The following is a 22,252-nucleotide window of genomic DNA, read 5'->3' as shown; positions in this document are numbered from 1 at the left end:
AGCGAAGCGAGACGAAACGTGGCGCACGAGGCAACTCGTGCAACACGTTTCGTCTCGCTCGTTCCTCGCTCGCTCAACGAGCGGTCACGGGCGATGCGGCTATGCCGGCCAGATCTCCTCGTCGTCCGGGACCGGCTCGCCCAACGGCACGATGAGGATGGGGCGGTGCTGGCGGTGCGCCAGGCGCGCGCCGACCGAGCCGGTGAAGAACTCGCGCACGGACTCGCCGAACCCGCGCTTGCGGGTGCCCACGACGAGCAGTCGCGCGTCCACCTGGTCGGCCAGATGCTTGATGGCCATCGCAGGATCACCCACGAGCTGGCGGGAGACCCACTCGACGCCGGTGCCCTCGAGCACGGCGGTGGCGGCATCCCTCACCTTCGTGAGATCCCCTTCGCCGGCCGCGATGTTCAGGTCGATGGGCGCGGAGTGCACGTACCCATCGGGGTCCTCGTACGTGACGAACCTCGTGACGTCGACGTGCACCACGACCAGAGGCGCCTGGAGGAGCTGCGCGTACCGCGCGCCCTCTTTCAGCACGCGCGTGGACTGGTCCGGCACGACGCCCACGATCACCGCCCCGTGCAGCTGTTCGTCGCTGACGTCGTCGCCGCCGGTCTCGGATGCCTCGTCGGTCATACGTCCGCGCTCCTCCCGCACCGGTGGCTCCGGAACCGCCGGGGTGCGGGGGCTCCGTGTTATCCTGAATGCTACTCTTACCGGTTCGAAGCCGGATTCGTGAATGCCCGGGTTTGCGAGGCTGACAGCCCGCAAAAGCCCGCAACTCTAAATGAGGGGGTCTCGCATGGGGCGTGGCCGTCAGAAGGCGAAGCACACCAAGATCGCCCGTGAGCTGAAGTACGACACGTACAACGTGAACTACTCCGCACTCGAGCGCGAGCTCGGCCACCACAGCGAGGACGAGTACGTCGACAAGTGGGCCGACCAGTACAACGACGAGGACGAGGACGAGACCTCGCCGCTCTCGTCGTCGCAGGCGTAACACCGCGACCGCACCGCGCCTCGCGCACGCGATGACGTCCGTCGCAGCCTCGCACGATCTCCCCGGTCCGCGAGGTTCGGGATGCCGCACCGCGCGCGTCGGCGCGCCCGCGGTCGTCCGTCACGCGATCCGTTCGCTCCCGAGCGTCACCACGCGCCGTGGTGACGCTCCCACTCGTCCTCGACGGTGTGCGGCCGCGCCACGACCGTGCCCGCAGGGATGACGGCGGCCACGACGATCGCCAGCACGATGAGCGGCCCGGTCCACGAGTCGGTGGCGTCGTGCAGCAGCCCGATGCCCAGGGGGAACAGCGCGGCGATGCCGTAGCCGATGCTCTGCACGAAGCCGCTGAGCGCGACCGCGCCCTCGTGCGTGCGCGTGCGCAGGCCGAGCAGCACGAGCACGAGCGGGAACAGCAGGGGGGCCAGCCCGAACAGCGCCACCCACAGCCAGGTCGCGACGGTCGGCACGAACAGCAGGCCGGCGAGGCCGATGAACCCGCACGCGATCGCGACGCCGATGAGCAGGCGGGTCGCGTTCCAGCGGGCGACGAGCAGCGGGACGGCGAGGGATGCCGGCAGCCCCATGAATCCGAACAGCGAAAGCAGCCCGCCCGCCGCGGCCGGGGTCACCCCCGCGACGTCGACGAGCATCTTTGGCAGCCACGCGAACGACGTGTAGGCCATCGTGGCGGACGCGGCGAAGGTCACCAGCAGCGCCCACGCGAGCGGCACCCGCCACATGCGTCCGAACGCACGCGGGCTCGGCCGCTCGATGTCGTCCGCGTCGGCGACGTCGGGCACACCGGCGGCGACCGTCTCCCGGTGATGGCGCACCGCCAGGCCGATCCAGGGGATCGTGCCGACCAGCGCGAACACCGACCAGAGCCCCAGCGACAGATGCCAGTCCGACGCGTCGGCCACGGGCACCGCGATGAGTGCCGGCAGCGCCGTCGAGACCGCCATCGTCGTGGAGTAGACGGTCGTCATGAGCCCGATGCGATCGGGGAAGTAGCGCTTCACGAGCGGCGGCAGCAGGATGTTGCCGGTGCCGACTGCGGCGAACACGAGCGCCGTCCCCGCCAGCAGCAGACCGGCGTTGGGGGCGAGGCTGCGTGCGACGAGCCCCGCGGCGACCACGACCATGGCGGCGACGGCGAGGCGCTCCAGCCCGAAGCGACGCTCCAGCGCAGGCGTGAGCAGACCGAACACCGCGTAGCAGACCGGGGGCGCCGTCCCGATGAGGCCGATGACCGCCGCCGGGAGGTCGAACTCGGCCGAGATGTGATCGAACAACGGCGAGAGGGAGGCGACCGCCGAGCGCAGCGAGAACGCGAACAGCACGATCCCGACCACCGCGAGGGTCCTCCCCTGCCACAGCGGGCGCGGGGTCGACATCACGCCTCCAGCCTATGGGGCCTGGATGCCGGCGGCCCCGGCACCCACTGTCCGCCCTGTGCGGTTACTGACTGCTCGACACGTGCCACGCGCCGCGGCGCACGATCCGCTCGAGCTCGTGCGCACGGGAGGCGAAGTCCTCGGCCGTCGTCGACAGCGACACCGCACCGACGGTGCGCCCGCTGCGGGACTTGACCGGGGCGGCGATGCACGCGAGCTTCGGCATGTACTCCTCGACCTCGACGGCGATCTGCTGCGCGCGCACCTCGTCCAGCTGCTCGAGCAGTTCGCGCTCGCCCGTGATCGATCGCCGCGAGACAGCCGCAGCTCCGCGGCGTTCGAGGAAGCGCCGCACTTCGGCGTCGTCGCGTGCCGCGAGCATGAGCTTGCCGAAGGCGGTGACGTGCGCGGCCTCGGCGAACCCGACGTGCAGCTGGCCGATGCGCGGGTGCGCCGCCGAGTCGGCGACGTGGGCGACAGCGATGTCGTCACCGCGGAAGACGGTGAGGTAGGCGGGCGCGCGCGCCGCATCGCGCATGCGGGCGAGGATGTCGCGCACCTCGGGCGTCGCGACCAGCTGCGACCGCACCGCACGCCCCAGCCCGTCGACCGCCCTGCCCAGCGTGTAGCGGGCGTCGACGCCGCGCACGAGGTAGTCGTGCGTCTGCAGCGTCGCCAGCAGCCGGTACGTCGTCGCCGTCGACAGCTCCAGCCGCACCGCGAGCTCGGCGGCGGTCAGCCCCTCGGCATCGCCCGAGACCTCGTGGAGGATCTGCAGCACGCGATCCGCGGAACGGATGCCGCCGGTGTCGCGCAGGGGTGCGCTCATGCCGTCAGTGTACGTCCGGCACGTTTCGCACATCGTGAGAATCCGGCTCGCGACGGCGGCTGCAGCGGGCGGACGCTGGGACCCGACACTGACGTCCAGAGAGGAAACCCGCCATGTCCGAAAAGATCCTCATCCTCACCGGCGACGCCGCCGAGACCCTCGAGGTGTTCTACCCGTACCACCGCCTGCAGGAGGCCGGCTACGAGGTCCACATCGGCGCCCCCGAGAAGCGCAAGCTGCAGTTCGTCGTGCACGACTTCGTCGACGGATTCGACACGTACACCGAGAAGCCGGGCCACACGTGGGACGCCGACGTCGCGTTCGCCGACGTCGACCCGTCCGACTACGTCGCCATCGTGGTCCCTGGCGGGCGGGCGCCCGAGTACATCCGCAACAACGCCGACGCGAAGCGCATCGTGCAGCACTTCTTCGCGCAGAACGAGCCGGTCGCGGCGACCTGCCACGGCCCGCTGCTGCTGGCTGCTGCGGGCGTGCTGCAGGGCCGTACGTCGTCGGCGTACCCCGAGCTCGCGATCGACGTCGAGCTGGCCGGCGGCGTCTTCGAGAACGGCGGCGGCGTCGTCGACGGCAATCTCGTGTCGGCCCGCGCCTGGCCCGACAACGGCACGTGGATGAAGGCGTTCCTCGAGGTGCTCGAGGGCGCGAAGGTCACGGCCTAGCGGAACACATCGGCCCGCGGCCTCCGGGGGGACGCCGCGGGCCGGTGCTCGTGTGGATCGGGGATCTCGCGGATCTCGGAGGGATCGGCGTGATCCGTCCGAGATTCGCGAGATCTCCGAGCGACGGCGCGGGGATGCGCGGCGCCGGGGTGTCAGGACTCCTGCGAGCCCTCGACCCAGGCCAGGTACTCGTCGCTGACGGTGCCGGTGACGTAGCGGCCGTCGAAGCAGCTCATGTCGAGGTCGTCGAGGTCGGAGCCCTCCAGGATCGCCGCCTTCAGGTCCTCGACCTCCTGGTACACGACGAAGTCGGCGCCCAGCTCCTGGGCGATCTCGGGGATCGTCCGGCCGTGCGCGACGAGCTCGTGACGCGACGGCATGTTGATGCCGTACACGTGCGGGTAGCGGACGGGCGGCGCGGCCGAGGCGAACGTGACGCTCTTGGCGCCGGCATCCCGGGCCATCTGGATGATCTCTTTCGAGGTCGTCCCGCGCACGATCGAGTCGTCGATCAGCAGCACGTTCTTGCCCTTGAACTCGCTCGACATGGCGTTGAGCTTCTGGCGCACGCTCTTCTTGCGCACCGCCTGCCCCGGCATGATGAACGTGCGGCCCACGTAGCGGTTCTTGTAGAAGCCCTCGCGGTACTCGACGCCGAGCTTGCGGGCCACCTGCATGGCGGCCGGGCGCGAGGAGTCCGGGATCGGCATGACGACATCGATCGCCTCGGGCGGCGTGTACTTCGCGATCGTGTCGGCCAGGCGCTCGCCCATGCGCAGCCGCGCCTCGTAGACCGAGATGCCGTTCATGACCGAGTCGGGGCGCGCGAGGTACACGTACTCGAACGAGCACGGCACGAGCTTCGGGTCGGACGCGCACTGGCGCGTGTGCAGCTTGCCGTCGAGGTCGATGAACACCGCCTCGCCGGGCTCGACGTCGCGCACGACCTCGAACTCGCCGTTCTCGAGCACGAGCGACTCGCTCGTGACGACCCACTCGTAGTGGCCGTCGTCGTGCTTGCGCGTGCCGAGGATGAGCGGACGGATGCCGAACGGGTCGCGGAAGGCGAGCAGACCGTAACCGGCGATCAGCGAGATGGCCGCGTACGAGCCCTCGACGCGCTCGTGCACGCGCGTCACGGCCTGGAACACCTGCTCGGGGTCGAGCTCGAGGCCCGAGATCGACGACTGCAGCTCGTTGGCCAGCACGTTCACCAGCAGCTCGGTGTCGGAGCTCGTGTTGAGGTGACGGCGGTCCTTGTGGAAGAGCTCGTCGGTCAGCTCACGCGTGTTGGTGAGGTTGCCGTTGTGCACGAGCACGATGCCGTAGGGGGCGTTGACGTAGAACGGCTGCGCCTCCTCCTCGCTCGACGCGGTGCCCTTCGTGGCGTACCGCACGTGACCGAGGCCGATCTCACCGAGGAGCGCACGCATGTCGCGCGTGCGGAACGCCTCGCGCACCTGGCCGCCGGCCTTGTGCATGTGCACGACGCCGCTGTTCTCGGCGGTGGCGATGCCCGTGGAGTCCTGGCCCCGATGCTGCAGCAGGAGGAGGGAGTCGTAGATCTCCTGGTTGACGGACCCACGGCCCACCATCCCGACGATTCCGCACATGGGTGTTGCTTGCTTCCGTTAGATCGTTCGATTGCGGCTCAGCGAGCCGCGTGGTCTGCGTAGCGGCCGACGAGGCGCACTGCGCCGCCGTCGACGCCCTTGGCGCCCTGTTCCCAGTGGTCGCCGGCCGGGCGTTCGCCGCCCCGCACGACGCCCACCTGCCAGGTGGCGATGCCCTCGCGGGTGAGGGCGGATGCCGCGGCCTCCGCCTTCTCCGGCGAGACGACAGCGAGGAACCCGATGCCGAGGTTCCAGGTGCCCTCCGTCGCCTCGAGGTCGAGGCCGCCGAGGTCGGCGAGGACGCGGAACACCGGGGACGGCGTCCACGTCGACCGGTCGACCTCGACCCACGTGCCCTGCGGGAGCACGCGCGCGAGGTTGGCGGCGATGCCGCCGCCGGTGACGTGGCTGAGGGAGTGCACCGCGTCGCCCGTCTCGGTGATGAGGCGCAGCAGCGGCAGCGTGTAGAGACGGGTCGGCTCGAGCAGGGCCTCGCCCCACGTCGTGCCGAAGTCGGCGGAGTTGTCGCCGTACTGGATGCCGGAACCCGCCACGATGTGACGCACCAGCGAGTAGCCGTTCGAGTGGAGGCCGCTGGACGCGAGGGCGAGCACCACGTCGCCGTCGCGCACGCGCTCGGCGCCGAGGACGCGGGATGCCTCGACCACGCCGGTCGCGGCGCCTGCGACGTCGTAGTCGTTGACGCCGAGCAGGCCCGGGTGCTCGGCCGTCTCGCCGCCGACGAGGGCGGTGCCGGTGGCCGCGCAGCCGTCGGCGATGCCGCGGACGATGTCGGCGATGCGCTCGGGGAAGACCTTGCCGCACGCGATGTAGTCGGTCATGAACAGCGGCTTCGCGCCGACCACGACGATGTCGTCGACGACCATGCCGACGAGGTCCTGCCCGATCGTGTCGTGCTTGTCGATCGCCTGGGCGATCGCGACCTTCGTGCCGACGCCGTCGGTGCTGGTCGCCAGCAGCGGCTTGTCGTAGGCCTTGAACGTCGTGGCGTCGAAGAGTCCGGCGAAACCGCCGACGCCGCCGAGCACCTCGGGGCCGTGGGTGCGGCGCACGGCGGACTTCATGAGCTCGACGGCGAGGTCGCCGGCGGCGGTGTCGACGCCGGCTGCCGCGTACGGGTTCACGGGCGGTTGGGGGCGGGAGGGGGCATCGCGATCGGATGAGGCCACGCCTCCAGCCTACCGGCGGCCTGCCTGAGCGGACGCCGGATGTCCGCCCGCCCGCCGCGCCTGCGCCAGGGGCCCCGGAAACCCGCCGGGCAGGGGTTGCGCGGACTTAGAATGAGGGGCATGGGAGGCGCCGGAGCTCCGGAGTGGCTGATCCGCGAGGACGCCGGTCAGCCGATACTTCTTGCCCTCTATCTGCGGCAGGTGCTCGGCATCCGCTCGCCCGAGGAGCTGCCGCATCTGCGCGGCATCCCGGCGCGGGCGAACGACCGCAGCGCGCAGGCCCAGGAGACGCTCGAGGAGCAGTGGCGCACGTACTGGGCGATGACCGTCGAGCCGCAGGCGCATCCCTCGGCGGTCCCGCTCGAACTGGTCGACGAGTTCGGCACGTCGCTGGCACTTCCCACCGAGGGTGCCGACGCGCTGCGGGCGGCCGTCGTGCCGCATGCGGCGGAAGCCCTCGCGTTCTCGCAGTCGGCGCACGAGCGCTACCGCAAGGAGGCGGCGCACACCACGGGAACGAGCTACCGCGCCTACGCGGGGGCGATCGCCGAGCACGAACGGCAGGTCGGACGCCGCGCGCACGCGTTCGAGCTGAACGTGCAGGTGCTCCCGCTCAGTCAGCGCGGCGTGTGGTGGATCGGCGCGCTCACGATCGCGGTCACCGACGGACTGCGCGGCGACGTCGCGGCGTTCGACGCCGCGATCCACCCGATCATCGCCGAACTCGCGTAGCTGCGGAGGGTCAGTGACCCGGGCCGTCGCCGTTCGTGCCGGGCTCGGGGTCGACGTGCACCGACTCGTGGTCGACCGCGATCTCGTGCGTGTGCCGGCGCGAGCGGCGGTCGAGGATGAGCGCCAGGATGCCGGCAAGCGCGATGCCGACGGGGGCGCAGATCAGCACGAGGAATCCGAAGACCTGACCCTGCGAGTACTCCAGGCCGGTGTTGGGGCTGGCCTGCGCGGTGCCGTTGAACGCGAACGTGAGGATCATCGCGACGAAGACGCCGACCAGGGCGCCGAGGATCAGGAACACCGAGATCTTCGGAGCGCGACGCACGCGCACGGTCTCGATGCGGTCCTGGCTGTGCTCGGGCATGTCTCCATTGTCCCACTCGGGCGCGGGGTTCGCGCCCGCCGGACCCGGCGGTGGTGGCGGACGGCGCCCCGGCTCCGGCGGAAGCCGCGGCCGGTGCGCGGGGCACCGTCCTGGGGGCCGGACTAGCCGGCCGTGCCTCCGCCGGTCGCCGCGCGGCGGCGGGCGACCAGGATCCACACGACGGCGCCGGCAGCGAGCACGAGGGCGATCCCCCCGACCGCCCACGGCCACATCGGTGCCGCCGTCGGGACGGCGGAGACGGCCTCTGCCTCGGCCGCCTCGGCGACCGGGACCTCGTCGGCGACCGCCGGCTCGGCGACCGCGCAGTCGGCCGAGACCGGGAGCACGGCCGAGACGGGATCGAACGCCTCGCCCGCCTCGTACGTGCCGAACGCCGCAGCGCCCGCCTCGGTGAGCGTCGTCGGCAGCGCGTCGAGCACGAGGCCCTCGGTCCCGACCGCGAGGTCGGGCACGGCGAACTGCGCGAAGCGCACGGCCTCCGCCGTGACGGGCGTGCCGTCCTGCGTGGTGCCGCTCACATCGAACACGAGGTACCCCGTGTCGCCGGCGAGCTCAACGCGAGCGTTCGACAGCGTGGTGTCGAGGGCGCCCTGGTGCCCCGTGAACCGGATGCCGCCGCCGAAGGAGACGAGACCGGTCAGGGTGTCGGCATCCACCGATCCGGTCCCCGCGTTCCAGACGAACCGGGGGTACTCGTACACGACGTCGGTGAGCTCCCAGCCGCCGGCCGCGATGCCTTCGAGGTAGGTGCGGAAGGACTCCTTGAAGCCCCACTCGAGGCTCGCCGCCTCGACGAAGCAGCCCGTCGTCGCCGTGCGGGCGAGCGTGAAGCGGATGCCGCGGTCCACGGAACCCTGGAACGTCAGGGTGTGTTCGCCGTCGGCGAGGGTGGCCGGGAGGGAGCCCGTCCAGGTGGCGATGCCGGCGGCGTCCGCGGTGATCTCGCCGAGCAGCATCGGCGTCGAGTACACGACGACGCGGATGCCGGTCTCGTTCGGCGCGAAGCCGCTCGCCGACACGGTGGCGGGGCGCCCGGCCTGGAGCTCGGCCAGCGCGGCGGCGTCGAGCTCGATGCCGGTCGACGTCGGCGGCGCCGCGGGGATCGCGACGGCGAGAGCGCGGGTCGCCGATGCGGGTGCTGCCGACGCGACGGTGCCCGTCGAGCCGGCCGGCGCGGGCGAGGCGACCCCGATCGTGAACGACACGGGGTCGAGCTGCGTCGAGTAGCCCTGGAAGACCTGGTCACGACCCGCCGAGGTGAGGGTCGCGGGAGCGCGCGAGTAGCTCACGGTGCCCCCTGAGACCGAGCGGACCGCGGCGTCGAGGTCGAGCGAGGCGAACGCCACCTGGGCGCCGCCGCTGGAGACGTACAGCGTCGCCTCGCGCGAGGACGCGACGCGGACCTGCGGGTTCGAGACGGTGACGTCGAGGATGCCGCCGTGTCCGGTGAAGCGCACGCTGCCCGCGTACGTCACGGTGCCGGACTCGGTCGCGACGTCGTACGAGCTGCTGGTCTGACCGAACTGGAATGCCCCGCCGGCGCGTGTCGCTCCGCCGGAGACGACGATGCTGCCCTTGGCGATGCCGGTGATGTACGACGTGAAGCTCGACGAGATGCCCCACGACAGCGAGCCGGCGCCCGTGGGCGCGACGGGGGCGACGGGCGTCGTCGGATCGACCGGCGTGCCCGGATCGACCGGGGTGCCCGGATCGACCGGCGTGCCCGGGTCGACCGGCGTGCCCGGGTCGACAGGGGTGCCTGGGAAGAGGGCCTTCCAGTGCGCGGCGGTGAAGGGCACATCCGCACGGGCGTAGATCGTCTCGGCGTTCGGCGAGGAGTGCTGACGCCACACGAGCACCTCGTACTGCTTCGACGCGTCGAGCGCCGCGGTGGGCGCGACGACGGAGAACGCGGTGGCCCCGTCGGTCACGACGGGGAAGGGCAGCACGAATGCGACGTAGCCGCCGGCGGAGGTGAGCTGGGACTCGGTGCCCTTCTCGATCACGGCGGCGTAGGCGCCGGTGACGTCGCCGAGGCCGGTCGCGGCGACCTGGAGCGTCGCGCCCGCTGCGGCGGCGGCGCCCTTCACCGTCACGCTCACGGCCGCCTCCGGCTCCGGTTCGGGCTCGGGTTCGGGCTCCGGCTCGGGCTGCGCCGTCGCGAACGCGACCGGTGTGGCGGTCTCGAACGGAGCGTAGACCGCGCCGCCGGCCGCATACGTGTAGATCCCGTAGGTGCCCGCGGCGAGCTCGGAGGCCTCGGTCTTCGACACGGTCAGCGTCGTCTGGAACGAGCCGTCGGCGCCGATCACGATGCCGCCGGCTGCAGCGCCGCCGACCTTCGAGAGGTCGGCCTCGAGCACGCCCCACTTCTGCGCGACCACGGTGCGCGCGGCGCTGGTGCCGCCGGCCGAGGGGCGCCATGCGTCGGCGAAGCGGCCGAACACGACGTACGCGCCGGTGAACGAGCCCGCCAGCGGCGGACGGGTGCCGCTCGTCGACGGCGGGTTCGGCACGAAGCCCGTGCCGGTGACGGTGACCGTCTCGCCGGTCGCGTCCAGTCCGGTCGTCTTCGACACCGTGACGGCGGGGGTCGGCAGCGCCTGCCATGCGACGGCGGTGACCGTGTTCTGGCTCGGGTCGGAGAAGCCCTGGCCGTGCGCCTTGGACGTGTAGATCGCGTACTGCGCTCCCCCGGCGAGCGCCGGCACCGACACCTGCACGGTGAAGCCGCCCTCGGCGCTCAGCGGCGCCGTGCGCCCCGCGGCCGACGAGCCGTCGGCGTTGCCCGGGGCGATCCAGACGACCTCGGTGATCTGCGAGGCGCCCTGGTAGAAGCCCGCGAGCCCGGCCGGCCCCACGCCGAGGTAGATGCCGGGCGACGCGGCGGTGAAGCCGCTGCCGGTGACGGTGATCGTTCCGCCGGCGCGGGGCGCGGCGGTGGCCGACACGGTCGGGGCTGCGGTCGCCGGGGCATCTGCGGCGTAGGCGGGGACGGCGGTCAGCGCGCCGGCGACGGCGAGCAGGATGGCGAGCAGGGCGGCCAGGGCGGCTCTGCTGCGGTGCGGGAACGGCTGCGTGTTCACGTGGGTCTCCGGCATCGGGCACGCCGGAGCGCACCGATGCATCAGTGCGGGTCGGGTTGGTTACTTAGGTTTGGCTAACCTAATATCGACACGAACGTACGGCACTCTCACAGCCGACGTCAAGCCTAAGGTAAGGCTCACCTAAATGACTTCCACCGCTTCCCTCCGGCGGCGTGCCGGAGCCTTCGCGCTCGCCCTCGCGCTCACCACGGCCGCCCTCTCGGGGTGCGCAGCCGCGTCCGCGAAGACCGCCGACGCGGCGTGCCCCGACGCCGATACGCCGCTCGCCTCGCTCGCCCTCGAAACCGACCCGCGCGCCACGACCGGCTCGTCGACGGCATGCCTGGCCTCCGATGCGATCGAGGCCGTGGCCGACACGAGCGCCCCGGTGCTGCCGGCGACGGTGAGGGATGCCGAGGGCCGGACCGTCGAGGTCGCCGATGTCAGCCGCATCCTTCCGGTCGACATCTCGGGCACCATCGCCGCGACGGTGTTCGGGCTCGGACTCGGGGATGCCGTCGTCGGACGCGACTCGTCGACCACTTTCGCAGGCACCGAGGGCCTTCCCGTGGTGACGAAGTCGGGGCACACGCTCAACGCCGAGGCGATTGCGGAGCTCGCGCCGACCGTCATGCTCACCGACACGACGATCGGGCCCAAGGAGGTGCGCCAGCAGCTGCGCGACGCGGGCATCGCCGTCGTGGTCGTCTCCAGCGAGCGGCGGGCCGACACCACCGGCGCGCTCGTCGCCGAGATCGCCGCAGCCCTCGGCGTCGCAGACCGCGGCACCGAGCTCGCCGACCGCCTCGCCGCCGACGTCGCGGACGCGGTCGCCGAGGTCGCGGGGATCGTCCCGGCCGAGGCATCCGATCGCCCCCGCCTGCTCTTCCTCTACGTGCGGGGCAGCGCCAACGTGTACTACATCTTCGGCCGCGACTCGGGTGCGGACTCGCTGATCGACGCGGTCGGCGGGGTCGACGTCGCGTCCGAGATCGGCTGGGAGGGCATGAAGCCGATGACCGCCGAGGCCCTCGTCGCGGCCCAGCCCGATGTGCTGGTCATGATGACCGACGGCCTGGCGTCCGTCGGTGGCGTCGACGGCCTGCTGGAGCGCATCCCGGCGCTCCAGCAGACGCCCGCCGGCGAGCACCGCCGGGTGGTCGACATGGCGGATGCCGAGATCCTGAGCTTCGGGCCGCGCACGGCCGACGTCATCCGGGCCCTCGCGCGGGCCGTGTACGCACCCGCTTCGGCCGCCTCCGCGCCGACCGCGGCGCCGGCGTCGTGACCGCCGCCACGGCCACGGCGGAGGTCGTCACGGCGGTGCCGGCGACCCATCGGACCCGCCGGTTCGCGCTCGCGGTCGCCGGCCTCGCTGCGGGGATCGTCGTCGTCGCGGTCGTGTCGCTCGGACTCGGGCAGTACTGGCTCACGCCGGCACAGGTGACCGGCGTGCTGCTGCAGGCGATCGGGGTGGACACGCCGTGGGCGCCGGACGCGCCCACGGCCGCCGGAGTCGTGCTCGGCATCCGCCTCCCCCGCATCGTGCTGGGCCTGCTGGTGGGCGCGGCCCTCGCCGTGTCGGGCGTGCTCATGCAGGCGATCTTCGGCAACCCGCTCGCCGACGCCGGGGTCGTCGGCGTCTCGTCCGGTGCCGCGTTCGGCGCCGCGGCGAGCATCACGTTCGGCGTGGGCGTGCTCGGCATGTGGACCACCCCCGCCTTCGCGTTCCTAGGCGGGCTGGTCGCCGTGTTCTCGGTGTACCTGATCAGCCGGTCGGGCGGCCGCACCGAGGTCGTCACGCTGCTGCTGACGGGCATCGCGATCAACGCGATCGCGGGTGCGGGGCTGGCGTTCCTCACCTTCCTCGGCACCACGTCGACGCGCGAGCAGATCGTGTTCTGGCAGCTGGGCAGCCTCAACGGCGCGCTGTGGCAGAACATCGCGCTCGTCGCGCCGCTCGTGGTCGCGGGAGTCGCCGCCGCGGTGGCCGTCGCCCATCGGCTCGACCTCTTCGCCCTCGGCGAGCGCACCGCCCGCCACCTCGGCGTGCGTGTCGAGCTGCTGCGCGTCGTCGTCATCGTGCTGGTGGCGCTGCTGGTGTGCGCGGCGGTGTCGTTCGCCGGCATCATCGGCTTCGTCGGACTCGTCGTGCCCCACCTCATGCGCATGGCGATCGGCCCGGCGCACCTGCCGCTCGTGATCGCGAGCGCCCTGGGCGGCGCACTGCTCATCGCGGTGGCCGACCTCGTCGCCCGCACCGCGGTGCCGCTGGCCGATCTGCCGATCGGCATGATCACGTCGCTCGTCGGCGGCCCGTTCTTCCTGTGGCTGCTGCTGCGCACGCGACGCCGAGCGGGAGGCTGGGGATGACCCGGATGGATGCCGCCACCCCCGCCCCTCCGGCGACGACCGCCGTGTCGCCCGAGGCCGGCGCGGTGCGCTTGGCCGCGCGAGGCGTGACCGTGTCGCACGCCGGGAGCGCGGCCCCGGCGCTGGCGGACGCCTCGATCGACGTCCGCGCGGGCGAGCTGCACGCGCTCGTCGGCCCGAACGGCGCCGGCAAGTCCACGCTGTTCGGGGTCCTGGCCGGCGACCTCGCCCCGGATGCGGGCGACGTCGTGCTCGACGGCGCGCCGCTGGACGGCATCCCTCCCCGCCTGCTCGCCCGGCACCGCGCCGTGCTGCTGCAGCAGAACGCGGTGTCGTTCCCGTTCACGGTCGAGCAGGTGGTGCGGATGGGACGGGCGCCGTGGGCCCGCACACCCGCCGAGCTCGACGACGACGCCGTGGTCGCCCGTGCCCTCGAGGCGACCGACCTCGTACCTCTCGCCGAGCGCACGATCTCGTCGCTGTCGGGCGGCGAACGGGCCCGTGCGGCGCTCGCCCGGGTGCTGGCGCAGGCGTGCGACGTGCTCCTGCTGGACGAGCCGACCGCGGCGCTCGACCTGCGCCATCAGGAGGACGTGCTCCGCGTCGCGCGCACCCGTGCCCGCGACGGCGCCGCGGTCGCGGTGGTGCTGCACGACCTGAACGCCGCGCTCGGCGTCGCCGACCGCGTGACGCTGCTGGCACGGGGGCGGGTGCTGGCCACGGGCATGCCGTCGGAGGTGCTCACGGCCGAGGCGATCGAAGCGGTCTACGGCCAGCCCGTCGACGTGTTCCCGCACCCGGTGACGGGCGTCCCGGTGGTCGCGCCGCGACGGTAGGGCTCAGGGACGCAGCGGCAGCAGATCCGAGATGTCGGCGCGCGTCCCCGATGCGCTGATGCGGCCGGCGGCCGCGGCATCCTTCCACTCCTCAGTGCCGGTCGCGAGCGCGATCCAGGTGGCCGCGTCGGTCTCGACGACGTTCGGCGGGGTGCCGCGCGTATGCCGGGGACCCTCGACCACCTGCACGGCGCCGAACGGCGGCACCCGCACCTCGACCGAGTTGCCCGGCGCCTTCTCGACCAGCAGCTGCAGCAGGTAGCGCACCGCGGTCGCGTTGTCGGGGCGGGACGGAGAAACGGATGCCGCCACCGCCGCCGCGACGGCGCTCAGCGCGGCACGGCCGGCGTCGGTCGAGATCTTCGGTGGCACGGTTCCCACGTTACGCGTGAAGGCGACGGGCCGAACCGTGCCGGCGGCCCCGCCATCCGGCCCGAGGCCACATTCGAGCCCGTCGCTTTCACCATGACGCCGTCGCGGGGCCTCTGAAACCCCGGATGACCCGCCGGTAGGCTGATCAGGTGAAGATCCTGGTCCTCGGTTCGGGCGCGCGCGAGCACGCCATCATCCTGGCGCTGCGGTCGGAGGAGGCCGAGCACGAGATCTTCGCCGCCCCCGGCAACGCGGGCATCGGGCAGGACGCACAGCTCGTCGCACTCGACGCGAACGATCCCGCCGCCGTCACGAACTTCGCCAACGAGAACCAGGTCGACCTCGTCATCGTCGGCCCCGAGGCCCCGCTCGTCGCGGGGGTGGCCGACGAGGTCCGCGAGCGCGGCATCCCCGTGTTCGGCCCCAGCCGCATGGCCGCACAGCTCGAGGGATCCAAGGCGTTCGCCAAGCGGATCATGGATGCCGCGGGCGTGCCCACCGGCCGCGCCGTGCGCGCCGCGAACCGGGCAGAGGTCGAGGCCGCGTTCGACGAGCTCGGCGCCCCGCACGTCGTCAAGGCCGACGGACTGGCCGCCGGCAAGGGCGTCATCGTGACGAGTGACCGCGATGCCGCCCTCGCGCACGCCGACGCGTATCTGCCGTCGGGCGCGGTGCTGGTCGAGGAGTTCCTCGCCGGCCCCGAGGTGTCGCTGTTCTTCCTCAGCGACGGCGACCACGTGCTGCCGCTCAGCCCCGCTCAGGACTACAAGCGCCTCCTCGATGGCGACGAGGGCCCCAACACCGGCGGCATGGGCGCCTACTCACCGCTACCGTGGCTCGACGGCCGCTTCGGCAGCGAGGCCGAGTTCGTCGACCTCGTCACACGGGAGGTCGCCGAGCCGGTCATCCGCCAACTCGACGCCGAGGGCACGCCGTTCATCGGGCTGCTGTACGCGGGACTGATCCTGACCGACGCCGGCGTCAAGGTCATCGAGTTCAACGCCCGCTTCGGCGACCCCGAGACCCAGGTGGTGCTGCCGCGGCTCGTGGACCCGCTGTCCGAGCTGCTGCTCGCGGCCGCCGCCGGCCACCTCGAGGACCAGCCCCGACCGGCGTTCGCCGACGATGTGGCGGTCACGGTCGTGCTCGCGAGCGAGGGCTATCCCGAGGCGCCGTTGACGGGCCGGGCCCTCACCGGGCTGCGCGCGGCCGAAGCGGTCGACGGCGTGCACCTCGCGCACGCGGCGACGGCCGAGACCGACGGCGGACTGGTCGCGACCGGCGGCCGCGTGCTCAACGTCGTCGGCGTCGCGACGACCTTCGCCCAGGCCCGCGAGCGCGTGTACCGCGCGCTCGGCGAGATCGGCCTGGAGGGCGGCCAGCACCGCACCGACATCGCCGCCCGGGTCGCCGAAGGCCTCTGACCCCGACGCCGGGAGCGGGGCCGGCACATCGCACGAGATGACGCCGGCGCCGTGGCTGGGGTTCCACAGCGCCGGCGTCTCGATGCCTCGGGAATCCTCGACTCCGCACAAGGCATCAGGACCCGAGCTGGGGGACTCAGGTCTGCCGGCGGATGAAGCGCATCAGCCAGGCGATGATGGCGATGACGATGATCACCAGGCCGATCCACAGCAGGAACTTCGCCGCTTCGACGAACACGCCCAGCAGCAGCAGGACGATTCCGACGACCAGCAGGATCACAGCGAGAGCGGTCATGGTGTCATGCTGACCCCTCCCCGGCGTTCTGCGCCAACGGGTTGACAACGGGCCCTCGGCGTGCAGGCCGTCCTCGCCTCGGCCGATCGGACGAGGCGAACCGGGCCTCACGGCCGATGTGCGGCGGCATGCCCGGACGCGAGCATGGCCGCATGACCTCGCACCCCGTTGCGTCGCCGCGTGCGACCTCCCGCGGCACATGGAGAGGACGGCTCGTTCCGGCCGGCCTCATCGCATTGAGCCTCGTGCCCGTCGTCGCGGGCGCCGCCCGTGTCTCCCAGCTCGCGGGCGGAGGCCCCGTCACCGCGGCGAACGCACGCTTCTTCGACTCCCCCGTGCCGGTGATCGTGCACATCGTCGGCTCGACGGTGTTCCTGCTGCTCGGGGCGCTGCAGTTCGCCCCGGAGCTGCGACGGCGCGCGTGGCACCGCCGCGCCGGTCGTCTGGTCGCACCCGCCGGCCTGCTGTCGGCACTGTCGGCGGCGTGGATGACGGTGTTCTACGCGCTGCCGCCGGAGGTGACCGGGCCGGGGCTCTCGCCGCTTCGCCTCGTGCTCGCGGCGGTCATGGCGGGTGGCATCGTCGTCGCCCTCCTGGCGATCCGCCGCGGCGATGTGCGCACACATCGTGCCTGGATGACGCGTGCGTACGCGATCGGCCTGGGCGCGGGCACGCAGGTGCTGACGTTCCTGCCGTGGACGCTCCTCGTGGGCGCACCGACCCCGGTGGGGCACACGCTCCTCATGGCGGCCGGCTGGGCCATCAACCTCGCCGTCGCCGAGATCGTGATCCGGCGGTCGCCGGGACCGCGTGCCACCAGGTCCGGCCACCCCTCGGCGCGGGCCGGCGCGCCCCTATCATGAGGGCATGACGAGCCCGGTGCGCGCTCTCTGGGACGCCCCGAGGGCCGCCCCCGCGCCGCCGCGGCACGTGTGGCGCGACGCCGTGCTCGTGGGCTCGATCGTGGTGGCCGCGGCGCTGGAGGCGCTGCTGCGGCCCGACGTTCCGTGGCGCTGGCTGTGGGCCGTCGTCCTGGTCGGCCTGTCGGCCACGCTGCTGTGGCGGCGCACGCACCCGCTCGCCATGCTCACGATCGCACTGGTGGTGGGCACTGCCGTCGGCTTCGCGGCCGGCGCTGACCCGCAGCTGTTCACGACGGCGTACTTCCTCGTCCTGCTGTACGCCCTGTTCCGGTGGGCGAGCGGCCGCGAGCTGATCGTCGGCGGCGCGCTGGTGGTGCTCGGCACCGTGCTCTCGCTCACCTCTTCGGGGACGACTCCGGGCGACGTCGTCGGGGGCATCGCCGTCGCCGTCGCCACAGGATCGCTGGGTGTCGCACTGCGCTGGCGTGCGCGGGTCCGCGCGCGCGACCTGGAGCAGGCCCGCCTCGCCGAACGCGTGCAGCTCGCCCGCGACCTTCACGACACCGTCGCGCACCACGTGTCGGCGATCGCGATCCAGGCGCAGGCCGGCTCGCTCGTCGTGGCGAAGGACCCGGCAGCGACGGCCGAGGCGCTGCGCACGATCGAGGCCGAGGCGACGCAGACACTGCGCGAGATGCGCGCGATGGTCGGCGTGCTGCGGGCCGATGCCGCACCACTGATGCCCACGCCGACGCTCGAGGACCTGCAGGGCCTCGCCGTCGCCGGCGACGGACGCCCCGAGGTCGTCGTCCAGGTGCAGGGCGACTCCGGCGCGGTCCCGCCGCCCGTCGCCGCCGCGGTGTTCCGCATCGCCCAGGAGGCCGTCACCAACGCCCGGCGCCACGGCCGCGGCGTGGGCCGCATCGACGTCGACGTGCGGATCGACGCCGACGGGCTGCGGCTCGCCGTGGACGACGACGGGCGGGGTGCGGCATCCACTCCTCCCGGATTCGGGATCCGCGGCATGCAGGAGCGCGCCGATCTGCTGGGCGGCCGGTGCGAGGCGGCGCCGCGACCGGACGGCGGGTGGCGGGTCACGGTGTCGCTGCCGCGAACGGGGTGGGGCGCATGAGCATCCGGGTGCTGCTCGCGGACGACCAGGACCTCGTGCGAACGGGCCTGCGCATGATCCTCGACGCGCAGGACGGGATCGAGGTGGTCGGCGAAGCCGCCGACGGCGCGGCGGCGGTCGAGCTCGCGCGCCGGCTGCGGCCCGACGTGTGTCTCGTCGACATCCGCGTGCCGGTGATGGACGGCCTCGCGGTGACCCGCGAGCTTGCGGGGCCGGAGACGACGGACCCGATCCCGGTGGTCGTGATCACGACGTTCGACCTCGATGAGTACGTCTACACCGCGCTGCGCGCGGGAGCGCGCGGGTTCGTGCTGAAGGACTCCGGACCCGACCTGCTCGCCGATGCGGTGCGGGCGGCGTCACGCGGTGATGCGCTGATCGACCCCGCCGTGACGGTGCGCCTGCTCCAGGCGTTCGCCGGGACCGCGCCGCGCACCGCCCGGCCGCCCACGAGTCCGCTCACCGGCCGCGAACAGGCCGTGCTCGTGGCCGTGGCCCGCGGACTCGGCAACACCGAGATCGGCGACGAGCTGCACATCTCGCTCAGCACCGTGAAGACGCACCTCGCGAGCATCATGGCCAAGACCGGAACGCGCAACCGCGTCGGGCTCGCCGTCTGGGCGCACGAGCGCGGCTACCGCGACTGAGTGCGGGGCCGCCCCCGCGGAAAGTGGATGCCTCGACCCCGCGGGTGCGGCGGTCGAGGCATCCACTGTCACGGTTTCAGTCGGCGGCGGGCACCGTGGCGTGGCCGGCGTGCCAGTCCTCGGCGGAGGACAGCTTCGGGCGCTGCAGGAACAGCACGACCACGACCCCGACCAGCATGACCGCGGCGGGCAGCAGGATGGCCTGCGCCATCGCCTGGGAGAAGCCGTCGACGACGAACGGCGGGAGTGTGCCCGTCCCGAACGAGCCGGCGGAGTCCGAGGCGCCGGGCAGGTTGGCCTCCAGACGCGCCTGCATGAACGCGGCGATCGAGGCCGAGCCGATGACCGAGCCGATCGTGCGCGTGGTGTTGTAGATGCCGGCGCCGGCGCCCGCCTGCCGCGGGGGCAGGTTGCGGGTCGCGGTGGTCGCGAGCGGACCCCACATGCCGGCGTTGCCGATGCCCATGAGGGCCGAGGGCAGCAGGAACACCCAGATCGGGGTGTCGGTGTTCATCAGCGTCGCGTACCAGAACAGCGAACCGGCGACGAGGAGGAGTCCGGGCACGAGCAGGAACCGCGGGTCGGTGCGGTCGAGCAGCTTTCCGGCGAACGGCGCCAGCACGCCCGACAGGACGGCCATCGGGATGAGCAGCAGCGCCGATTCGGTCGGGGTGAGGCCGCGGGCCAGCTGGATGAAGAACATCAGCGGCAGCGACATGCTCGTCACGGTGAAGCCCACGAGGGCGATCGCGAGGTTCGACACCGAGAAGTTGCGGTCGCGGAACAGCGGAAGCGGCACGAGGGGCTCGTTCTTGGTGCGCGCCTGCGTCCAGACGAACAGGGCCATCACCACGACGCCGGCAAGGATCATCGTCCACACCCACGGCGCCCAGTCGTACTTCTCGCCCTCCTGCAGGCCGAAGACGATGAGGAAGAGGCCGAGGGCGCTCAGCAGCACGCCGACGATGTCGAAGCGGTGCGGGTGGGTCTCGAGCTTGGGCACGAGGATCCATGCGAGCACGAACGCGATCACGCCGACCGGGATGTTGATGAAGAAGATCCACTCCCATCCGGCGCCGTCGACCAGCAGACCGCCGGCCAGCGGGCCGACGAGGGTCGCGACACCGGCGGTGGCGCCCCACAGGCCCATCGCCGCACCGCGGCGGTTCGGGGGGAACGTGCGCGTGATGACCGCCATGGTCTGCGGCGTCATGAGCGCGGCGCCGAGGCCCTGCACGGCGCGCGCGACGATGAGCATCTCGAGGGTGCCCGACAGGCCGCACCACAGCGACGCGAGCGTGAAGATCGACAGACCGATGAGGTAGATGTTCTTCGGGCCGAAGCGGTCGCCGAGGCGGCCGGTGATCAGCAGCGGGACGGCGTACGCGAGCAGGTAGGCCGAGGTCACCCACACGACGTTGTCGAGGTTGTTGGTGTCGGGGTCCAGCGCGGCCTTGATGGCGGGGTTCGCCACCGAGACGATCGTGGTGTCGACCAGGATCATGAAGAAGCCGATGACCAGCGCCCACAGGGCGGGCCAGGGGCTGCGGGGCTTGTGTCCGGCGGCATAGGCGCCGGTGGGCGGGTGCGCGGCCGGGTTGGGCCCGGTCGCTGAGCTTGTCGAAGCGTCAGTCACTGTCGTGCAGCCTTTCTCTGTGCGAGATAGCGGTCCGAATGGGTCTCTTCGGGACCCCACGGGAAGTCGGGGGAGGCGATGCGGGCGATCGTGGCGTCGAGCCACTGGAGGTCGGCGCGCACGAGGAGCTCTTCGCGGCCGAGCTCGAGCAGGTACTGCTCGGGCACGCCCTTGCCCAGCGCGTGGGAACGGCCGGTCTCGATCGCCTCGAGGAGCTCCGCCAGCGCGGCACGGCGTTCGGCGAGCAGCGTGACCGCCTCATCGCGCTCCAGGCCGTGGGCCTCTGCGAGCGCGACGCGGAACTCCGCCGGCCGGTCGACGCGCGGCAGCTCGCGCCGCACCCACTCCACGACCGCCGCGGCGCCCGCCTCGGTCTGCGTATAAGTGGTGCGCTCGGGGCGGTTGCCATCGCGGTCGACCCCCACCTCGGCGAGGAGCCCCGCCCGTTCGAGGCGGCCGACCGTGTGGTAGAAGGTGCCGTTGGTGATGGTCACGAGCCGGTCGTCGCGCCGGATGTGCATCAGCCGGATCATCTCGTACGGGTGCATGTCGCCCTCGGCGAGCAGCGCGAGCACCATGACCCCGAGCGGGGTCAGGCGGGCGAGGGCATCCTTCACGATCGCTCCAAATCGACTAGTCCACATGGACTATACACGTCCCGACTCCCGTTCGGGACGCCGGGGCGGGGATAATGGCGTGGTGACGGCTATCCCCTCCCCCTCGACCGAGCTCGCCGGCTGGCGCCACGTCTACTCCGGCAAGGTCCGCGACCTGTACGTGCCGGCCGACCCTTCGACGGGCTCAGGGACGGAGTCGGGGTCAGGGACGGAGTCGGGCGGAAAACCCGAGCGCCTCCTCGTCGTCGCGAGCGACCGCGTCAGCGCGTTCGACCACGTGCTCTCGCCCGGCATCCCGGGCAAGGGCGAGCTGCTCACGACGCTCAGCCTGTGGTGGTTCGACCAGCTGGCCGGGGCCGACGGGGGGCGCGGCATCCCGAACCACCTCGCCGCCTCGCACACGCTCGGACTCGGCGCCGACGGCGTCGCGAACACCGCCGACGATCTGAAGAGCCTGATCCCGGATGCCGTCGTCGGGCGCGCGATGGTCGTCAAGAGCCTCGACATGCTGCCCATCGAGTGCGTCGTGCGCGGCTACCTCACCGGGTCGGGCTGGGCCGAGTACCAGGCCGGCGGCACGGTGTGCGGCATCCCGCTCCCGGAAGGGCTGAGCAACGGCGACCGGCTGCCCGAGCCGATCTACACCCCCGCGTACAAGGCGCCGATGGGCGAGCACGACGAGAACATCTCGTACGAGCGCACCGTCGAGCTGGTCGGCGCCGAGCGCGCGGCCGAGCTGCGCGACCTGTCGCTGGAGATCTACACGCGCGCCTCGCGCACCGCCGAGGCGCACGGCGTGATCCTCGCCGACACGAAGTTCGAGTTCGGCCTCGACGAGAACGGGGTGCTGACCCTTGCCGACGAGGTGCTGACGAGCGACTCGTCGCGCTACTGGGACGCCGCCGCCTGGGCGGACGGCACGACCCCCGACGAGCGCATGGCGAGCTTCGACAAGCAGATCGTGCGCAACTGGCTCGCGGCCAACTGGGCCCCGCCGCGCGAGGGCGAACCGCCCGCGCTCCCGGCCGACATCGTCGAGCGCACGGCCGCCCGCTACCGCGAGCTGCTGGAGCTGCTGACCTCGGCCTGACGCCGCCCGGGCGGCATCCCTCCGCGCCGCTAGGGTGAGGCGAGCACATCAC

General features: G+C 72.4%; 22 protein-coding genes. 11 read left to right on the top strand and 11 right to left on the bottom strand.

Annotated features, from left to right (window positions below; translation table 11 throughout):
- Positions 1-99: 99 nt before the first annotated feature.
- Positions 100-639 (bottom strand): universal stress protein, encoded by a 540-nt coding sequence (locus ACFWJ8_RS05205; RefSeq protein ID WP_378809604.1) that lies wholly within the window; start codon positions 637-639, stop codon positions 100-102.
- A 166-nt stretch (positions 640-805) separates the two neighbouring features.
- Between ACFWJ8_RS05205 and ACFWJ8_RS05200 the strand changes: the two genes are divergently transcribed.
- Positions 806-1,003, top strand: a complete 198-nt coding sequence (locus ACFWJ8_RS05200) for a DUF3073 domain-containing protein (RefSeq protein WP_203580981.1) — start codon at positions 806-808, stop codon at positions 1,001-1,003.
- Positions 1,004-1,149: 146 nt separating this feature from the next.
- Here ACFWJ8_RS05200 and ACFWJ8_RS05195 read toward each other — a convergent pair whose 3' ends face one another.
- Together ACFWJ8_RS05195 and ACFWJ8_RS05190 are read right to left on the bottom strand one after the other, a co-directional pair.
- Positions 1,150-2,400 carry a CynX/NimT family MFS transporter gene (locus tag ACFWJ8_RS05195; protein ID WP_378809624.1) on the bottom strand — a complete coding sequence of 417 codons (1,251 nt, stop codon included), beginning with the start codon at positions 2,398-2,400 and terminating at the stop codon, positions 1,150-1,152.
- 64 nt (positions 2,401-2,464) lie between these two features.
- Complete coding sequence (locus tag ACFWJ8_RS05190) at positions 2,465-3,229, bottom strand: IclR family transcriptional regulator (protein ID WP_378809602.1); 765 nt, start codon at positions 3,227-3,229, stop codon at positions 2,465-2,467.
- Positions 3,230-3,342: 113 nt separating this feature from the next.
- On the opposite strand from ACFWJ8_RS05190, the gene ACFWJ8_RS05185 reads away from it, so the two are divergent.
- The gene (locus tag ACFWJ8_RS05185) at positions 3,343-3,909 is read left to right on the top strand and encodes a DJ-1/PfpI family protein (protein ID WP_378809600.1); all 567 of its coding nucleotides are present in this window, start codon (positions 3,343-3,345) and stop codon (positions 3,907-3,909) included.
- Positions 3,910-4,061: 152 nt separating this feature from the next.
- Here ACFWJ8_RS05185 and purF read toward each other — a convergent pair whose 3' ends face one another.
- Together purF and purM are read right to left on the bottom strand one after the other, a co-directional pair.
- Positions 4,062-5,522, bottom strand: a complete 1,461-nt coding sequence (purF, locus tag ACFWJ8_RS05180) for an amidophosphoribosyltransferase (RefSeq protein WP_378809598.1) — start codon at positions 5,520-5,522, stop codon at positions 4,062-4,064.
- 38 nt (positions 5,523-5,560) lie between these two features.
- Positions 5,561-6,712: a phosphoribosylformylglycinamidine cyclo-ligase gene (gene purM, locus ACFWJ8_RS05175; protein ID WP_378809597.1), complete on the bottom strand. Its 1,152-nt coding sequence runs from the start codon at positions 6,710-6,712 to the stop codon at positions 5,561-5,563.
- Positions 6,713-6,832: 120 nt separating this feature from the next.
- On the opposite strand from purM, the gene ACFWJ8_RS05170 reads away from it, so the two are divergent.
- Positions 6,833-7,444 carry a zinc-binding alcohol dehydrogenase gene (locus ACFWJ8_RS05170; protein ID WP_378809595.1) on the top strand — a complete coding sequence of 204 codons (612 nt, stop codon included), beginning with the start codon at positions 6,833-6,835 and terminating at the stop codon, positions 7,442-7,444.
- A gap of 10 nt (positions 7,445-7,454) precedes the next feature.
- Here the strand turns inward: ACFWJ8_RS05170 and ACFWJ8_RS05165 are convergent, their stop codons facing one another.
- Together ACFWJ8_RS05165 and ACFWJ8_RS05160 are read right to left on the bottom strand one after the other, a co-directional pair.
- Positions 7,455-7,808 (bottom strand): potassium transporter Trk, encoded by a 354-nt coding sequence (locus tag ACFWJ8_RS05165; protein WP_378809594.1) that lies wholly within the window; start codon positions 7,806-7,808, stop codon positions 7,455-7,457.
- Positions 7,809-7,930: 122 nt separating this feature from the next.
- Complete coding sequence (locus ACFWJ8_RS05160; protein WP_378809593.1) at positions 7,931-10,915, bottom strand: HtaA domain-containing protein; 2,985 nt, start codon at positions 10,913-10,915, stop codon at positions 7,931-7,933.
- Between the two features lie 145 nt (positions 10,916-11,060).
- On the opposite strand from ACFWJ8_RS05160, the gene ACFWJ8_RS05155 reads away from it, so the two are divergent.
- Genes ACFWJ8_RS05155 through ACFWJ8_RS05145 form a run of 3 tightly spaced genes read left to right on the top strand, consistent with a single transcriptional unit; the run spans position 11,061 to position 14,124 of the window.
- Positions 11,061-12,203 (top strand): hemin ABC transporter substrate-binding protein, encoded by a 1,143-nt coding sequence (locus tag ACFWJ8_RS05155; RefSeq protein WP_378809592.1) that lies wholly within the window; start codon positions 11,061-11,063, stop codon positions 12,201-12,203.
- Positions 12,200-13,288, top strand: coding sequence for a FecCD family ABC transporter permease (locus ACFWJ8_RS05150; RefSeq protein ID WP_378809591.1), 1,089 nt, complete (start codon positions 12,200-12,202; stop codon positions 13,286-13,288). Before ACFWJ8_RS05155 ends, ACFWJ8_RS05150 begins: the two co-directional genes overlap by 4 nt.
- Before the next feature lie 5 nt (positions 13,289-13,293).
- Positions 13,294-14,124 carry a heme ABC transporter ATP-binding protein gene (locus tag ACFWJ8_RS05145; RefSeq protein ID WP_378809590.1) on the top strand — a complete coding sequence of 277 codons (831 nt, stop codon included), beginning with the start codon at positions 13,294-13,296 and terminating at the stop codon, positions 14,122-14,124.
- Positions 14,125-14,127: 3 nt separating this feature from the next.
- Here the strand turns inward: ACFWJ8_RS05145 and ACFWJ8_RS05140 are convergent, their stop codons facing one another.
- Positions 14,128-14,496, bottom strand: coding sequence for a sterol carrier family protein (locus ACFWJ8_RS05140; RefSeq protein WP_378809589.1), 369 nt, complete (start codon positions 14,494-14,496; stop codon positions 14,128-14,130).
- Positions 14,497-14,645: 149 nt separating this feature from the next.
- On the opposite strand from ACFWJ8_RS05140, the gene purD reads away from it, so the two are divergent.
- Positions 14,646-15,920 (top strand): phosphoribosylamine--glycine ligase, encoded by a 1,275-nt coding sequence (purD, locus tag ACFWJ8_RS05135; protein WP_378809588.1) that lies wholly within the window; start codon positions 14,646-14,648, stop codon positions 15,918-15,920.
- A 136-nt stretch (positions 15,921-16,056) separates the two neighbouring features.
- Here purD and ACFWJ8_RS05130 read toward each other — a convergent pair whose 3' ends face one another.
- Positions 16,057-16,215 carry a hypothetical protein gene (locus tag ACFWJ8_RS05130; RefSeq protein WP_378809587.1) on the bottom strand — a complete coding sequence of 53 codons (159 nt, stop codon included), beginning with the start codon at positions 16,213-16,215 and terminating at the stop codon, positions 16,057-16,059.
- 152 nt (positions 16,216-16,367) lie between these two features.
- Here ACFWJ8_RS05130 and ACFWJ8_RS05125 point away from each other — a divergent pair, with 152 nt between their 5' ends.
- From ACFWJ8_RS05125 to ACFWJ8_RS05115, 3 genes are read left to right on the top strand one after another with little or no spacing between them, the layout of a single operon-like run.
- On the top strand, positions 16,368-17,078 hold the full coding sequence (locus ACFWJ8_RS05125; protein WP_378809586.1) for a DUF2306 domain-containing protein: 711 nt from the start codon (positions 16,368-16,370) through the stop codon (positions 17,076-17,078).
- A gap of 4 nt (positions 17,079-17,082) precedes the next feature.
- Positions 17,083-18,210, top strand: a complete 1,128-nt coding sequence (locus tag ACFWJ8_RS05120; protein WP_378809584.1) for a sensor histidine kinase — start codon at positions 17,083-17,085, stop codon at positions 18,208-18,210.
- Entirely contained in the window at positions 18,207-18,857 is a 651-nt protein-coding gene (locus ACFWJ8_RS05115) for a response regulator (RefSeq protein ID WP_378809583.1), read from the top strand. The genes ACFWJ8_RS05120 and ACFWJ8_RS05115 overlap by 4 nt, the downstream gene beginning before the upstream one ends.
- A 76-nt stretch (positions 18,858-18,933) precedes the next feature.
- Here ACFWJ8_RS05115 and ACFWJ8_RS05110 read toward each other — a convergent pair whose 3' ends face one another.
- Both ACFWJ8_RS05110 and ACFWJ8_RS05105 read right to left on the bottom strand, forming a co-directional pair.
- On the bottom strand, positions 18,934-20,493 hold the full coding sequence (locus ACFWJ8_RS05110; RefSeq protein ID WP_378809582.1) for a DHA2 family efflux MFS transporter permease subunit: 1,560 nt from the start codon (positions 20,491-20,493) through the stop codon (positions 18,934-18,936).
- Positions 20,490-21,110, bottom strand: coding sequence for a PadR family transcriptional regulator (locus ACFWJ8_RS05105; RefSeq protein WP_378809580.1), 621 nt, complete (start codon positions 21,108-21,110; stop codon positions 20,490-20,492). Before ACFWJ8_RS05105 ends, ACFWJ8_RS05110 begins: the two co-directional genes overlap by 4 nt.
- An 82-nt stretch (positions 21,111-21,192) precedes the next feature.
- Between ACFWJ8_RS05105 and ACFWJ8_RS05100 the strand changes: the two genes are divergently transcribed.
- Positions 21,193-22,200, top strand: coding sequence for a phosphoribosylaminoimidazolesuccinocarboxamide synthase (locus ACFWJ8_RS05100; RefSeq protein ID WP_378809579.1), 1,008 nt, complete (start codon positions 21,193-21,195; stop codon positions 22,198-22,200).
- Positions 22,201-22,252: the final 52 nt, after the last annotated feature.

This window comes from Microbacterium sp. NPDC058389 (genome assembly GCF_042722305.1).
Lineage (GTDB): Bacteria > Actinomycetota > Actinomycetes > Actinomycetales > Microbacteriaceae > Microbacterium.
Note: the sequence above shows the minus strand (reverse complement) of the source record. Positions and strands in the feature narration are given on the sequence as shown.